The 15926-nt window shown below is 71.4% G+C and carries 10 protein-coding genes; all 10 read left to right on the forward strand.

The window, feature by feature from the left end:
- Positions 1-284: 284 nt before the first annotated feature.
- Complete coding sequence (locus ACFY4A_RS20240; RefSeq protein ID WP_390830747.1) at positions 285-1232, forward strand: beta-ketoacyl-ACP synthase III; 948 nt, start codon at positions 285-287, stop codon at positions 1230-1232.
- Positions 1233-1467: 235 nt separating this feature from the next.
- A complete protein-coding gene (locus tag ACFY4A_RS20245; RefSeq protein WP_390830748.1) occupies positions 1468-2145 on the forward strand; it encodes a GntR family transcriptional regulator in 678 nt (225 codons plus the stop codon).
- Positions 2146-2718: 573 nt separating this feature from the next.
- The gene (locus ACFY4A_RS20250; protein WP_390830823.1) at positions 2719-3900 is read left to right on the forward strand and encodes an ROK family protein; all 1182 of its coding nucleotides are present in this window, start codon (positions 2719-2721) and stop codon (positions 3898-3900) included.
- A 489-nt stretch (positions 3901-4389) separates the two neighbouring features.
- Positions 4390-5946 carry a sugar ABC transporter ATP-binding protein gene (locus ACFY4A_RS20255; RefSeq protein ID WP_390830749.1) on the forward strand — a complete coding sequence of 519 codons (1557 nt, stop codon included), beginning with the start codon at positions 4390-4392 and terminating at the stop codon, positions 5944-5946.
- A complete protein-coding gene (locus ACFY4A_RS20260) occupies positions 5943-6989 on the forward strand; it encodes an ABC transporter permease (protein WP_390830750.1) in 1047 nt (348 codons plus the stop codon). Before ACFY4A_RS20255 ends, ACFY4A_RS20260 begins: the two co-directional genes overlap by 4 nt.
- A gap of 50 nt (positions 6990-7039) precedes the next feature.
- Complete coding sequence (locus ACFY4A_RS20265) at positions 7040-8080, forward strand: substrate-binding domain-containing protein (protein ID WP_390830751.1); 1041 nt, start codon at positions 7040-7042, stop codon at positions 8078-8080.
- Positions 8081-8159: 79 nt separating this feature from the next.
- The gene (locus tag ACFY4A_RS20270; RefSeq protein ID WP_390830752.1) at positions 8160-9380 is read left to right on the forward strand and encodes a Gfo/Idh/MocA family protein; all 1221 of its coding nucleotides are present in this window, start codon (positions 8160-8162) and stop codon (positions 9378-9380) included.
- A 12-nt stretch (positions 9381-9392) separates the two neighbouring features.
- The gene (locus tag ACFY4A_RS20275) at positions 9393-10394 is read left to right on the forward strand and encodes a sugar phosphate isomerase/epimerase family protein (RefSeq protein WP_390830753.1); all 1002 of its coding nucleotides are present in this window, start codon (positions 9393-9395) and stop codon (positions 10392-10394) included.
- A gap of 320 nt (positions 10395-10714) precedes the next feature.
- Positions 10715-14419 (forward strand): ThuA domain-containing protein, encoded by a 3705-nt coding sequence (locus ACFY4A_RS20280; RefSeq protein WP_390830754.1) that lies wholly within the window; start codon positions 10715-10717, stop codon positions 14417-14419.
- Between the two features lie 200 nt (positions 14420-14619).
- Positions 14620-15747 carry an inositol-3-phosphate synthase gene (locus ACFY4A_RS20285; RefSeq protein ID WP_390830755.1) on the forward strand — a complete coding sequence of 376 codons (1128 nt, stop codon included), beginning with the start codon at positions 14620-14622 and terminating at the stop codon, positions 15745-15747.
- Positions 15748-15926: the final 179 nt, after the last annotated feature.

Genomic DNA, 15926 nt, shown 5'->3' on the forward strand with positions numbered 1-15926 from the left:
CTTGACGATCTCAATTGTCCTGCACGCGTGGCAGGGGATCGCGGCGGGAGGACCTCGCTGATCACAGCCGTGACCTGTCCTGCCACTGCTCGAATACTGTCTACGATCTATTGTCCACCGCTTGCCGCCGCCTGAGCAAGGGCCCTGGTGGTGAGGGTGGCGCCCCTCTGACAGAAGCCGACAAGCGGGGCCCGTCAATCCTGTGACTTCACCTGCCGCCTTACCCGTGAGTCACTGATCAGACTGGTGAATCCCGCTACCCACGGCCACGAGGGGGATCACCCATGAACGGCTCGCGCATCACCGCCGTCGGTCACTACCAGCCCGCCAAGGTGCTCACCAACGAGGATCTGGAGGGCATCGTGGCGACCAGCGACGAGTGGATCAGGAGCCGGGTGGGCATCCGGACCCGGCACATCGCCGCGCCCGACGAGCCGGTCGACGAGCTCGCCGCGCACGCCGCCGCCAAGGCGCTCGCGGCGGCCGGGCTCACGCCCGCCGACATCGACCTGGTGCTGGTCGCCACCTCCACGGCCACGGACCGCTCCCCGAACACCGCCGCCCGTGTCGCCGCCCGGCTCGGCGTCCCGCGGCCGGCCGCGATGGACGTCAACGTCGTGTGCGCGGGCTTCACCCACGCCCTGGCCACCGCCGACCACACCGTGCGGGCCGGCGCCGCGACCCGCGCCCTGGTCATCGGCGCCGACAAGATGTCCGACGTGACCGACTGGACCGACCGCACGACCTGCGTGCTGGTCGGCGACGGGGCCGGGGCAGCCGTGGTCGAGGCCTGCCGGCCGGGCGAGGAGCCCGGGATCGGGCCGGTGCTGTGGGGCTCGGTGCCCGAGATGGGACACGCGGTGCGGATCGAGGGCACGCCGCCGCGGTTCGCGCAGGAGGGGCAGAGCGTCTACCGGTGGGCCACCACACAGTTGCCGCCGCTGGCCCGGCAGGCCTGTGAGCGGGCCGGCTTCGCGCCGGAGGAACTGGCCGCGGTCGTCCTGCACCAGGCCAACCTGCGCATCATCGAGCCGCTCGCCGCGAAGCTGGGAGCCGTCAACGCCGTGGTCGCCCGCGACGTCAGCGAGTCCGGCAACACCTCGGCCGCGAGCATCCCGCTGGCCCTGTCCAAGCTCGTCGAACGGGGCGAGGTGACCACCGGCGACCCGGTGCTGCTGTTCGGCTTCGGCGGCAATCTGTCCTACGCCGGGCAGGTCGTGCGCTGCCCGTGAGCGGCGGCCGGCGGGGCCTCGCGCGATGGGTGTACGGCTTCGGACGGGGGCGTCACGCGCGGGCGTCGCGCGTGCGGGCTTCACGCGCGCGAGTGTGTGACGTGCGCGACTTCCGATGATCGTGGCTACTGTGCATCGTAGACTGTAGACGAACGCCCGATCGATGCTCTGCCCGAGTGTCAAGGACCCGGCTGTCCGCCTGCTGCGCACGCGCCCGGCCGAGGAGGGGACCGCGATGTTGTCGACAGGACTGCCGCAGGGGGCGGTGCCCAGGCTCGAGCGCCCCGGCCCGCTGCGCGAGCGTGTCTACGAGGCCCTGCTGGAGCTCATCACCACCCGCGCCCTCCAGCCGGGCCAGCACCTCGTCGAGAGCGAACTCGCCGGGCACCTCGGCGTCTCCCGGCAGCCGGTGCGCGAGGCGCTCCAGCGCCTGAACACCGAGGGGTGGGTCGATCTGCGGCCCGCCCAGGGCGCCTTCGTGCACGAGCCGACGGAGGAGGAGGCCGATCAGCTCCTCAGTGTGCGCATGCTGCTGGAGGCCGAGGCGGCCCGCCTCGCCGCCGTGAACGCTGACCGCGACGGCGTCACCGTCCTGGAGGAGCTCGTGGCGCAGGGGTTCGAGGCCGTCGCCGCCGACGACGTGGACACGGCCGTCGCCCTGAACGCCCGCTTCCACGCCAAGGTCGTGGAGCTGGCCGGCAACGCGGTGCTCGCCGAGCTCGCCGCGCAGGTTGATCGCCGGGTGCGCTGGTACTACACCCCGGTGGCCCGGCAGCGCGGCCGCCAGTCCTGGATCGAGCACCGCGCGCTCATCGACGCGATCGCCGACCGCGACGAGCAGCGCGCCACCCGTCTGATGCGCGAGCACACGGAGCACACCCGCAGGTCGTACCACGGCCAGGCCAAGCCTTGACCCACGGGCGAAGCCCTGACCTTACGGGGGCTGAGTCCTGATCCGACGGGCTGAGCGTTGACCCCACGGGCTGAGCCTTGACCTCGAGCCCTGCCCTCACGGGTCGAGCCTTGACCCCACGGGCTGAGCCTTGACCTCACGGGTCGAGCCCTGCCCTCACGGGTCGAGCCTTGACCTCACGGGTCGAGCCCTGCCCTCACGGGTCGAGCCTTGACCCCGCGGGTCGAGCCTTGACCCCGCGGGCCCAGCCCTGCTCCCACGGGTCGAGCCTTGACCCCGCGGGCCCAGCCCTGCTCCCACGGGTCGAGCCTTGACCCCGCGGGCCCAGCCCTGCTCCCACGGGTCGAGCCCTGCCCCCACGGGCCCAGCCCTGACCCCCCGAAGACCGGTCCGGGGTCCCGCTCATCGCCGCCAACTTTGTCCTGTCGGTGGGGAAAGTTGGCGGCAATCCGTGCGCAACTTCTTCCCAGTTCCGGCAGTCGCTGCTACGTTCCTCTCTCAAGCAAGCGGCCAAGTGGCCGGAAATCCCGTGTGCACAGGCCGAATTGGGGCGGGGAGGGGCACGTGAGACGTATGACGGCACGACCCGCCAACACACACCAGGCCCGGCTGCTGAAGCTGCTGCGCGACGGGGGAGCCAGCTCCCGGGCACAGCTCGGCGACCGCGTCGAGCTGTCGCGGTCGAAGCTGGCCGTGGAGGTGGACCGGCTCCTGGAGACGGGACTGGTCGTCGCCGACGGACTCGCCGCCTCGCGCGGCGGCCGTCGCTCCCACAACGTCCGGCTCGCCCCCGAACTGCGCTTCCTGGGCGTCGACATCGGCGCGACCTCGGTCGACGTCGCGGTCACCAACGCCGAACTGGAAGTGCTGGGACACCTCAACCAGCCGCTGGACGTACGCGAGGGGCCCGTCGCGGTCTTCGAGCAAGTCCTCGCCATGGCTGCGAAGTTGAGGGTGTCGGGGCTCGCGGAGGGGTACGACGGCGCCGGTATCGGCGTCCCCGGGCCCGTCCGCTTCCCCCAGGGCGTCCCCGTGGCACCCCCGATCATGCCGGGCTGGGACGGCTTCCCCGTGCGGGAGGCGCTCAGCCAGGAACTCGGCTGCCCGGTCATGGTCGACAACGACGTGAACCTCATGGCGATGGGGGAGCAGCACGCGGGCGTCGCCCGCTCCGTGGGCGACTTCCTCTGCGTCAAGATCGGCACCGGCATCGGCTGCGGCATCGTCGTCGACGGCGAGGTCCACCGCGGTACGACCGGCAGCGCGGGCGACATCGGGCACATCCAGGCCGTGCCCGACGGACGCCCCTGCGTCTGCGGCAACCGGGGCTGCCTGGAGGCCCACTTCAGCGGCGCGGCCCTGGCCCGTGACGCGCTGGAGGCGGCCCAGCAGGGCCTGTCGGCCGAACTCGCGGCCCGGCTGGAGACGAACGGCGCCCTCACCGCCGTCGACGTGGCCGCCGCGGCCGCCGCGGGCGACGCCACCTCGCTCGGCCTGATCCGGGAGGGCGGCACCCGCACCGGACAGGTCATCGCCGGACTCGTCTCCTTCTTCAACCCCGGCCTGGTGGTGATCGGCGGCGGGGTCACCGGCCTCGGCCACACCCTGCTCGCCGCGATCCGCACCCAGGTCTACCGCCAGTCGCTGCCCCTGGCGACCGGCAACCTGCCCATCGTCCTGGGCGAGTTGGGGCCCGTCGCCGGAGTCATCGGCGCGGCCCGGCTCATCAGCGACCACCTGTTCTCGCCGGCCTGACCGGCGCGTACCACCCCGCACCACCGGCACGTCCCGCACCACCGGCACGTCCCGCACCACCGGCACGTCCCGCACCACCGGCACGTCCCGCACCACCAGCACGCAGCACGCAGCACGGCACACCGGCACGTCCCGCGCACAGTGCGTCCACGCACCACCAGTACGTCCACGTACCAGCCAGCACGTCCCGAGCACCGGCAGGACCCCGTACCACCGGCACAAGTCCGTACCACCGGCACGCAACCGCACGTCCCGCGCACGTACGAAAGCCGCACCCCCGGCACCGAACTCGCGCCCCCAACCCCGCGTACCCAGCCCCCGCACACCCTCGAATACCCAAACATCCCCTTACCCGCACATCCCCCGTACCCGCACGCCCCCGCACACCCCCAGTACCCGAACACGCCGCGTACCGCGCACCGACACCGGTACGCCCCGCGTACGTCAGCCCTGCCCTGAGACCGGCCGTATCCGCCGAGGGGAACCACCATGGCTCCAGAACCACCCCTGCTCAGCATGTCCGGCATCACCAAGTCGTTCCCCGGAGTCCGTGCCCTGGACGGAGTCGACCTGGAGGTCCTGGCCGGAGAGGTCCACTGCCTGCTCGGCCAGAACGGCGCCGGGAAGTCCACGCTCATCAAAGTCCTCGCCGGGGCCCACCAGCCCGACGACGGGAAGATCACCTGGCGGGGCGAGCCCATCACGCTGAAGTCCCCGATCGCCGCCATGAGCCTGGGCATCGCCACCATCTACCAGGAACTCGACCTGGTGGGGCATCTGTCCGTCGCCGAGAACGTCTTCCTCGGCCACGAACCCACCACCGCCGGCTTCGTCGTCCGCGGTCGCGAGGCACGTTCCGCCACCGCCGCCCTCCTCAAGCGGCTCGGCCACCCCGAGATCGACCCGGCCCGGCTCGTCGGCGAACTCTCCGCCGCCCAGCAGCAGGTCGTCTCCATGGCCCGGGCCCTCTCCCACGACGTCCGGCTCATCGTGATGGACGAGCCGTCCGCCGCCCTCGACCCGGACGAGGTCGACAACCTCTTCCGCATCGTCGGCGACCTCACCGCCGACGGCGTCGCCGTCGTCTACATCTCCCACCGCCTGGAGGAGATCCGCCGCATCGGCGACCGGGTCACCGTCCTCAAGGACGGCCGCGCCGTCGCCGGCGGCCTGCCCGCCGAATCCACCCCGACCCGCGAGATCGTCTCCCTGATGACGGGCCGCAACGTCGAGTACGTCTTCCCGCCGCGCCCGCCGGCCGGCACCGAGCACCCCCCGCCCGTCCTCACCGTCGAAGGACTCTCCCGCGACGGCGAGTTCGCCCCCCTCGACCTCGAAGTGCGGCCCGGCGAGATCGTCGGCCTCGCCGGACTCGTCGGCTCCGGCCGCTCCGAGATCCTGGAGACCATCTACGGTGCCCGCAAACCCAGCGCGGGCCGTGTCCTCGTCGACGGCGCACCGCTGCGCCCCGGCAGCGTGCGCTCCGCCGTGCGCGCCGGACTCGGGCTCGCTCCCGAGGAACGCAAGGCCCAGGCCCTGCTGATGCTGGAGTCCGTCACCCGCAACGTCAGCGTCTCCACGCTGTCGCGCTTCGCCCGCGGCGGCTGGCTCGACCGGCGCGCGGAGCGGACCGCCGCCCGGCAGGCCACCCGCGAACTCTCCCTGCGCCCCGACAATCCCGACGCCCCGGTGCGTACTCTCTCCGGCGGCAACCAGCAGAAGGCGGTCCTCGCCCGCTGGCTGCTGCGCGGCTGCCGCGTCCTGCTCCTCGACGAACCCACCCGCGGCGTCGACGTCGGCGCCCGCGCCGAGCTGTACGCGGTGGTGCGCCGCCTCGCCGACGAGGGCCTGGCCGTCCTCCTGGTCTCCAGCGAGGTGCCCGAGGTCCTCGGCCTCGCCGACCGCGTCCTGGTGCTCCGCGAAGGACTCGTCGTCCACACGGCACCCGCCCGGGAGCTGGACGAACACCGCGTACTCGACCTGGTCATGGAAGGAAGCCCCGTGTCCACGCAGTCCGTAACCGAGGAAGGGAGCGCGACGTCATGACGCAGCCCGCCACCCCGGCCCAGCACGGCGGACCCGACGCCGGGCCGCCCCCCGCCGCCCGCGCGGACACCCCGTCCGGCGGCGCCGGCCCGCTGAGCGCCCTGTTGGCGCGCACCGACGTGCGCACCCTGTCGCTGCTCGGCGTGCTCGCCGTCCTCGTCCTCATCGGCGGCATCACCAAACCCGACCAGTTCCTGGACGCCCGCAACCTGCAACTGGTGCTCACCCAGGCGTCCATCATCGGCGTCGTCACCGTCGGGATGACCTTCGTCATCATGAGCGGAGGCATCGACCTGTCCGTCGGCGCGATCGTCGCCCTCGCCTCCGTGTGGGCCACCACCGTCGCCACCCAGGAGTACGGCTTCGCGGGCGTGCTGTTCACCGCGGTGCTCGTCGGCGTGGGCTGCGGACTCGTCAACGGCGTCCTCATCGCGTACGGCGGCATGGTCCCGTTCATCGCGACACTCGCCATGCTCGCCTCCGCGCGCGGTCTCGCCCTGCAGATCACCGGCGGCAAGACGCAGATCGTCACCATCGACGGCGTCCTGCGGCTCGGCGAACGCGACTCCTACGTCCTCGGCGTGCCGCCGCTGGTCCTCGTCTTCGCCGCCGTCACCGTCATCGGCTGGCTCGTGCTGAACCGCACCACGTTCGGGCGGCGCACCGTCGCCGTCGGCGGCAACGCGGAGGCGGCCCGCCTCGCGGGCATCGACGTCCGCCGCCAGCGCCTCTACCTCTACCTGCTGTCCGGGCTGTGCTGCGGCATCGCGGCCTTCCTGCTGATCGTCCTGGCCGGTTCCGGCCAGAACACCAACGGCAACCTGTACGAACTCGACGCCATCGCCGCCGCGATCATCGGCGGGACGCTGCTGAGCGGCGGCCGGGGCACCATCGTCGGCTCCGTCCTCGGCGTCCTGATCTTCACCACGATCACCAACATCTTCGCCCTGAACAACCTCCAGAGCGACGTCCAGCAGATCGCCAAGGGCGCCATCATCGTCGCCGCCGTCCTCGTCCAGCGGCGCACCGCCTCCACCACGTAGCCCAGCCGAGCCGCCCGCTCCGTACGGCCCTCAACGGAAAGGCCATCGCCATGACCCAGACACCGAGCCGCAGAGGTCTGCTCTTCGGCGGCGCCGCCGTCGGCGCCACCGCCTTCCTCGCCGCCTGCACCAGCAACGAGCCCAAGAACGAGAAGCCCGCGGCGAACGACCAGCCCGCCGCCGACGACAAGCCCGGCAAGGCGGTCACCATCGGCTTCGCCGGCCCCCAGGCCGACCACGGCTGGCTCAACGCGATCAACGAGAACGCCAAGAGCCGCGCCGAGAAGTACTCCGACGTCACCCTGGAGATCACCGAGGGCTCCAACGACACCGCCGCGCAGATCGGGCAGATCGAGACCCTCATCAACAAGAAGGTCGACGTCCTGGTGATCCTGCCCGCCGACGGCAAGGCGCTCACCCAGGTCGGTCTGAAGGCGATGCGTGCGGGCATCCCCGTCGTCAACCTCGACCGGATCTTCAACTCCCCGCAGGCGTACCGCTGCTGGATCGGCGGCGACAACTACGGCATGGGCTTCAACGCCGGGCAGTACATCGGCGAGCAGCTCAAGGGCAAGCCGAACGCGAAGGTCGTCGAACTCGCCGGCCTCGACAACCTGGAGCTGACCAAGCAGCGCACCCAGGGCTTCGACGACGCGCTGAAGAACTACGCCAACATCACCAAGGTGGCCCGCCAGGCGGCCGAGTTCACCGTCGAGTCCGGCCAGGCGAAGATGGCCCAGCTCCTCCAGGCGCAGAAGCAGATCGACGCGCTGTGGAACCACGACGACGACCAGGGCGTCGGCGCGCTGCGCGCCATCGAGCAGGCCGGGCGCGACGAGTTCCTCATGGTCGGCGGCGCCGGCGCGCTCTCCGCCTTCGAACAGATCAAGCAGGACAAGGGCGTCCTGAAGGCCACCGTGCTGTACCCGCCCACGATGGCCGCGTCCGCGATCGACCTGGCACGCGCACTGGGCCAGGGCAAGGGCGTGTCCGGGATGGCGGAGTTCGAGATCCCGGCGTCCATCACGTTGTACTCGGCCGTGGTCGACAAGACCAACGTGGACCAGTACATGCCCACCGGCTTCAAGTGATGGGCGCCGCCAACCCCCCACATCGCAATCACGGCGTCGGGAACGCCGCTGCGAACGCTTACGAGAAGGAGTTATCGGTATGGGCCTGAAGGGACAGTCGGAGCAGGCCGAGAGCGAGCCCGCGGCCGGGAAGCCTCCGCTGCGTGTCGGCATGGTCGGCTACGCCTTCATGGGCGCCGCCCACTCCCAGGGATGGCGCACCGTGGGCCGCGTCTTCGACCTGCCGCACCGGCCCGTACTGGCCGTCGTCGCCGGACGTGACGGGGCGGCCGTGCGGGGCGCGGCCGCCCGGCTCGGCTGGGCCGACGCCGAGACCGACTGGCGCGACCTGATCGCCCGCGACGACGTCGACCTCGTCGACATCTGCACCCCGGGCGACAGCCACGCGGAGATCGCCGTGGCCGCCCTGGAGGCGGGCAAGCACGTGCTGTGCGAGAAGCCCCTCGCCAACTCGGTCGAGGAGGCACGGGCGATGACCGAGGCGGCCGAGCGGGCGCGGGCCCGCGGCCAGGTCGCCATGGTCGGCTTCAACTACCGGCGGCTGCCCGCGACCGCCCTGGCCCGCCGCATGGTCGCCGAGGGCCGCCTCGGCACCCTGCGGCACGTACGGGTCAGTTACCTCCAGGACTGGCTCGTCGACCCGGAGTTCCCGCTGACCTGGCGGCTGCGCAAGGACTCGGCGGGCTCCGGAGCGCTCGGCGACCTGGGCGCGCACATCGTCGACCTCGCCCAGTACCTCGCGGGCGAGCCGATCACCGGGGTGTCCGCGGTCACCGAGACCTTCGTCCGGGAGCGCCCGCTGCCGGCCGGAGCGGCGGCCGGGCTCAGCGGCATCGGCGGCAGCGGCCGGGGGGAGGTCACCGTCGACGACGCGGCCCTGTTCACCGCCCGGTTCGGCTCGGGAGCGCTCGCCTCCTTCGAGGCGACCCGGTTCGCCTCCGGCCGCAAGAACGCGCTGCGCATCGAACTCAACGGTGCGCACGGCTCGCTCGCCTTCGACCTGGAACGGCTCAACGAGCTCTCGTACCACGACCACACCGAACCCGGGGTCAGCGCCGGTTTCCGGCGGATCCTCGTCACCGAACCCGACCACCCCTACCTCGAGGCCTGGTGGCCGCCGGGCCACGGCCTCGGCTACGAGCACAGCTTCGTCCACCAGGCCCGCGACCTGGTGCTCGCGATCGCCGCGGGCACCGCGCCCGAACCGTCCTTCTCCGACGGACTCCAGGTGCAGCGCGTCCTGGCCGCCGTCGAGGAGAGCGCGGCGAAGAATTCCCTCTACACGCCCGTCCCGGTCTAGGGAGGCCAGGTCATGTCACGCTCGTTCACTCTGTTCACCGGCCAGTGGGCAGACCTCCCCCTGGAGGAGGTCTGCCGGCTGGCCCGCGACTTCGGCTACGACGGACTCGAACTGGCCTGCTGGGGCGACCACTTCGAGGTCGACAAGGCGCTGGCCGACCCCGGCTACCTCGACGGGCGCCGCGCGCTGCTCGACAAGTACGGTCTCAAGTGCTGGGCGATCTCCAATCACTTGGTCGGCCAGGGGGTCTGCGACCACCCGATCGACGAGCGCCACCGGGGCATCCTGCCGGCCCGCATCTGGGGCGACGGGGAGCCCGAGGGCGTACGGCAGCGGGCCGCCGCCGAACTCGAGGACACGGCGCGGGCGGCGGCCGCGTTCGGCGTCGACACCGTCATCGGCTTCACCGGCTCCTCGATCTGGCACCTCGTCGCCATGTTCCCGCCCGTGCCGCCGGGCATGATCGAACGCGGCTACGAGGACTTCGCCGAGCGGTGGAACCCGATCCTCGACGTGTTCGACGCCGAGGGCGTCCGCTTCGCGCACGAGGTGCACCCCGGCGAGATCGCCTACGACTACTGGACCACCCGGCAGGCCCTGGACGCGGTGGACAACCGGCCCGCGTTCGGGCTGAACTTCGACCCGAGCCACTTCGTGTGGCAGGACCTCGACCCGGTCGGCTTCCTGTGGGACTTCCGGGACCGCATCTACCACGTGGACTGCAAGGAGGCCCGCAAGCGCCTGGACGGGCGCAACGGCCGCCTCGGCTCCCACCTGCCGTGGGGCGACCCCCGGCGCGGCTGGGACTTCGTCTCCGCCGGGCACGGTGACGTCCCGTGGGAGGACGTCTTCCGCATGCTCCGGTCCATCGACTACGCCGGCCCCGTGTCGGTGGAGTGGGAGGACGCCGGCATGGACCGGCTCCAGGGCGCTCCCGAGGCACTCCGCCGGCTCAAGGAGTTCGACTTCGACCCGCCGAGCGCGTCGTTCGACGCGGCCTTCGGCAGCGAATAGCTCCGCGGGAGGCGGGGACGCAGAGCGCCGTTTCGGCGCGGTGTCCGCCGGCGGCTGCGGGTGGGCTGTGGCCGGTCGCGCAGTTCCCCGCGCCCCTTCGGGGGCGCTGGCGCGCCACCTGCCGGTTCGGCATGCCCGCAGACCGCTTTGTCCTGCCACTGGAAAAAGTTCAACTTCTCTGCTGTGCAAGGGCTATCCGACTCCGACAAAGCCAGCTACGGTCCCGGAGTTGTACAGGTCCCGCACATCTCCGGGGTGACGGCGCACCCCGGCACATCGCAACCGCCCCGTACGACCCCCACCCTCCCGGAGGGATCTTCGTGCACAGGAAACGTCCCAGATTCCGCAAGGCACTCGCACTTCTCACCGGTTCACTCCTCGCGGGCAGCTCGCTCGCGCTCGCCGCGCCGCCGGCGAGCGCCGCCGACCCCGACACCGCCAAGCCGGCCGCCGCGGCCGCCGAGGAATTCCAGCAGGTGACCCTGGCCAAGGGCGCCCCCGAGGTCGGCGAACCGATGTCGCTGGCCGTCCTGCCGGACCGCAGCGTCCTGCACACCTCCCGCGACGGCACCCTGCGCCTGACCGACGCGCAGGGCAACACGTCCGTCGCGGGCAAGCTGGCCGTCTACAACCACGACGAGGAGGGGCTCCAGGGGATCGGCGTCGACCCCGACTTCGCCGAGAACCGCTTCGTCTACCTCTACTACGCGCCGCCGCTGAACACCCCGCCCGGCGACGCTCCCGAGAACGGCACGGCCGCCGACTTCGCGCCCTTCGACGGCGTCAACCGGCTCTCCCGCTTCGTCCTGAAGCAGGACGGCACCCTCGACCTGGCCAGCGAGAAGAAAGTCCTCGAGGTCGCGGCGTCCCGCGGCATCTGCTGCCACGTCGGCGGTGACATCGACTTCGACAAGGACGGCAACCTCTACCTGTCGACCGGCGACGACTCCAACCCCTTCGCCTCCGACGGCTACACCCCCATCGACGAGCGGTCGAACCGCAACCCGGCGTTCGACGCCCAGCGCACCTCGGGCAACACCAACGACCTGCGGGGCAAGATCCTGCGGATCAAGGTCAAGCAGGACGGCTCCTACGACATCCCCGAGGGCAACCTCTTCGCCCCGGGCACCCCGAAGACCCGTCCCGAGATCTACGCGATGGGCTTCCGCAACCCGTTCCGGTTCAGCATCGACAAGCCCACCGGAGCCATCTACATCGGTGAGTACGGCCCGGACGCCGGCTCCGCCAACCCCAACCGCGGCCCCTCCGGCATGGTCGAGTTCAACCGCGTGACCAAGCCCGGCAACTACGGCTGGCCCTACTGCGTCGGCAAGAACCGGGCGTACATCAAGTACGACTTCGCCACCAAGCAGTCCGGTGCGGCCTTCGACTGCTCGGCGCCGAAGAACACCTCGCCGAACAACACCGGCCTGGTCGACCTCCCGCCGGCCCAGCCGGCCTGGATCGACTACGACGGCGGCTCCGTCCCCGAGTTCGGCACCGGCTCCGAGTCCCCGATGGGCGGCCCGGTCTACCGCTACGACCCCGACCTGAAGTCCGCCGCCAAGTTCCCCGAGGCCTACGACGGGGACTTCTTCGCCGGCGAGTTCGGCCGCCGGTGGATCAAGCGGATCGAGCAGGACGACGACGGCACCGTCAAGTCCATCAACCCCTTCCCCTGGTCCGGGACCCAGGTGATGGACATGGCCTTCGGTCCGGACGGCGCCCTCTACGTCCTGGACTACGGCCTGTCCTGGTTCGGCGGCGACGAGAACTCCGCCCTCTACCGCATCGAGAACGTCACCAACGGCCACGCGCCGACGGTGACCGCCACGTCGGACAAGACCTCCGGCAAGGCGCCCCTGAAGGTGTCCTTCTCCGCGACCGGCAAGGACGCCGACGGCGACGCGCTCACCTACAGCTGGGACTTCGGTGACGGCACCACCGGCACCGGCGAGTCGCCCCAGCACGTCTACAGCACCAACGGCACGTACACCGCCAGCGTCACCGTGACGGACCCGAGCGGCTACACCGCCACCGCCAACGTCCACGTGGTCGTCGGCAACACCGCGCCCACCGTCGAGTTCAAGTCCCCGGCCAACGGCGCGCTGTTCGAGTTCGGTGACACCATCCCGTTCCAGGTGAAGGTCACCGACCCCGAGGACGAAGTGATCGACTGCTCGAAGGTCACCGTCCGCTACATCCTCGGCCACGACAGCCACGGCCACCCGATCACCTCGGCCAACGGCTGTGAGGGCACCATCACGGTGCCGGCCGACGGCGAGCACGACCCCAACGCCAACATCTTCGGCGTCCTCGACGCCGAGTACACCGACAACGGCGGCGGCGGTCAGGCTGCGCTGACCACCCACGACCAGGTCCAGCTCCAGCCCCGGCACCGGCAGGCCGAGCACTTCGGCGACCAGAGCGGCATCCGCACCTACGACAAGACCCAGGCCCACGGCGGCAAGACCGTCGGTGACATCAACAACGGCGACTGGATCTCCTTCAAGCCCTACGACCTCAAGGGTGCCCAGACGCTCACCGCCCGGGTCTCCTCCGGCGGCGCCGGCGGCTACCTCGAGGTCCGCACCGGAGGACCGGACGGCCCCCTGCACGGCTCCGGGATCGTCCCGGTGACCGGTGGCTGGGAGACCTTCCAGGACATCGACATCCCGCTCAGCAAGCTCCCGAACAAGACCACCGAGCTGTACCTGGTGTTCAAGGGCAGCGGCACCGGAGCGCTCTACGACGTCGACGACTTCGTGATCTCGGACAAGAAGCCGGCGAACGACGCCAAGCGCGTCCTCGTCTTCTCCAAGACGGCCGGCTTCCGCCACGACTCCATCGGCACCGGCGTGCAGACCCTGAAGGACCTCGGCAAGGACAGCGGCATCACCGTCGACTCCACCGAGGAGGCCAAGCAGTTCACCACCGAGAACCTCGCCCGCTACGACGCCGTCGTGTTCCTCTCCACCACCGGCACCGTACTGAACGCCGATCAGAAGCAGGCGTTCGAGAAGTACATCGCCGGCGGCGGCGGTTACATGGGTGTCCACGCGGCCGCCGACACCGAGTACAGCTGGCCGTTCTACGGCGGCCTGGTCGGCGCCTACTTCGACTCGCACCCGCAGATCCAGAAGGCCACCGTGCGGGTCCCCGAGCACGACCACCCGGCCACCAAGGACCTCGACGACGCGTGGGACCGCACCGACGAGTGGTACGACTATCGCTCCAACCCGCGTGACAACGTCCGCGTCCTGGCCACCCTGGACGAGACCACCTACCAGGGCGGCAAGATGAAGGGTGACCACCCGATCGCCTGGTGCCACGCCTACCAGGGCGGACGCTCCTTCTACACCGGCATGGGCCACACCAAGGAGTCCTACGCCGAGGACGGCTTCCGCAGCCACCTGCTCGGCGGACTGAAGTACACCACCGGGCAGGAGAAGGCCGACTGCAAGCCGCGCACCGGCTACCGTGACCTCTTCAACGGCCAGACCCTCGAGGGCTGGAAGCAGGCCGGACCGGGCGGCTTCACCGTCAAGGACGGCGCGCTGCACTCCGAGGGCGGCATGGGCCTGCTCTGGTACCAGGCCAAGGAGTTCCAGTCCTACTCCCTGAAGCTGGACTGGAAGATGCAGGGCGACGACAACTCCGGTGTCTTCGTGGGCTTCCCCGCCTCCGACGACCCGTGGTCGGCGGTGAACAAGGGCTACGAGATCCAGATCGACGCGACCGACGCGCCGGACCGGACCACCGGGGCCATCTACTCCTTCCAGTCGGCGGACATCAAGGCGCGTGACGCGGCGCTGCGCCCGCCGGGGGAGTGGAACAGCTACGAGATCCGCGTCGAGGGCGAACGCATCCAGGTGTTCCTCAACGGAGTCGAGATCAACGACTTCACCAACAAGGACCCGGAGCGGATGAAGAACGGCTACATCGGACTCCAGAACCACGGGCCGTCCGACCACGTGTCGTTCCGCAACATCCAGATCAAGGAACTGCCCGTCAAGGGCGCCTAGAACGGCGGCGGGCGGGAGACGCCGGACTCCCGCCCGCCGTCCCTCCGACCGGGCCGGCCGCCGACGCGCCCGCGCCCGTACTTCCCCCAGCCAGTGCGGGCCGGGACCCCGGGCGTTGCCCGAAGCCCGGGTCCTGGCCCGCACCCGGCACCCGACCCACCCGTCCGGCTTCCGGTTCGCGTACGACAAGGAGGCTGCCCATGTCCGCCGAACCTTCCGCTTCCCCCTCCCGCACCGGTGTCTGGCTGATCGGCGCACGAGGCTCCGTCGCCACCACCGCCATCACCGGATGCGCCGCCGTCGCCGCCGGAATGCATCCCACCGCCGGCCTCGTCACCGAGACAGAGCCCTTCGCCGCGAGCGGCCTGCCGGCCCTGTCCGCCCTCGTCTTCGGCGGGCACGACACCGTGGACTGCCCGCTGCCCAAACGCGCCGAAGCCCTCGCCGCCGGCGGCGTCCTGCCGCACGGCCTCCCGTCCGCCGTCCGCAGTGAACTGGCCGCCGCCGACGGGGAGATCAGGCCCGGCGGTCCGCTGCCCGGAGACACCCGGAGCGAGGACGCCCTCATCGACGCCCTCGCCGGCGACATCCGCGACTTCACCCGCAGCCACGGTCTCGCCCGCACCGTCGTCGTCAACGTCGCCTCCACAGAACCGGCCCCCGAGGGCACCGCCCTGCCCGCCAGCTCGCTGTACGCGGCGGCCGCCCTGCGTGCCGGCTGCCCGTACGTCAACTTCACCCCGTCGACCGGGCTGCACCACCCCGCGCTCGCCGCCGAGGCCGGGGCCGCCGCCCTGCCGTACGCGGGCCGCGACGGCAAGACCGGGCAGACCCTGCTGCGGTCCGTGCTCGGCCCGATGTTCGCGCAGCGGGCGCTGCGGGTGCTGGCCTGGTCCGGAACGAACCTCCTCGGCGGCGGGGACGGCGCAGCCCTCGCCGACCCCGCCGCTGCCGCGGCGAAGAACGCCGGCAAGGAACGGGTCCTCGTGGACACCCTTGGCACGGCTCCCCAGGGCGAGGTGCACATCGACGACGTGCCCGCGCTCGGCGACTGGAAGACCGCCTGGGACCACATCGCCTTCGACGGCTTCCTCGGCTCCCGGATGACCCTCCAGACCACCTGGCAGGGCTGCGACTCGGCGCTCGCCGCACCTCTGGTCCTCGACCTGGCCCGGCTGCTGGCCCGCGCCCACGAACGCGGACTGACCGGGCCGCGCCCCGAACTCGGCTTCTACTTCAAGGATCCCGACCCGGGCGCCCCCGCCGCGCTGGGCGAGCAGTACGCGGCGCTCCTGGACTTCGGCCGACGGCTGGGGGACCAGCGATGACCCGCCACGGTCTGGTGGCCATCGCCCTGGCGGTGACCGTCGCCGCCGTGGCAGGAGCGCGCGGGTCCTCGGCCCGCGGCCGCCGGCGCCAGGCGGAGGACCACGGCCACCCGGCACCCTCGCCGCAGACGGAGCAGGAGACGCAGTCGGATGCCAGACCCGCGGATCCGACCCACCCA

The organism is Streptomyces sp. NPDC001292 (assembly GCF_042896465.1).
GTDB lineage: Bacteria > Actinomycetota > Actinomycetes > Streptomycetales > Streptomycetaceae > Streptomyces.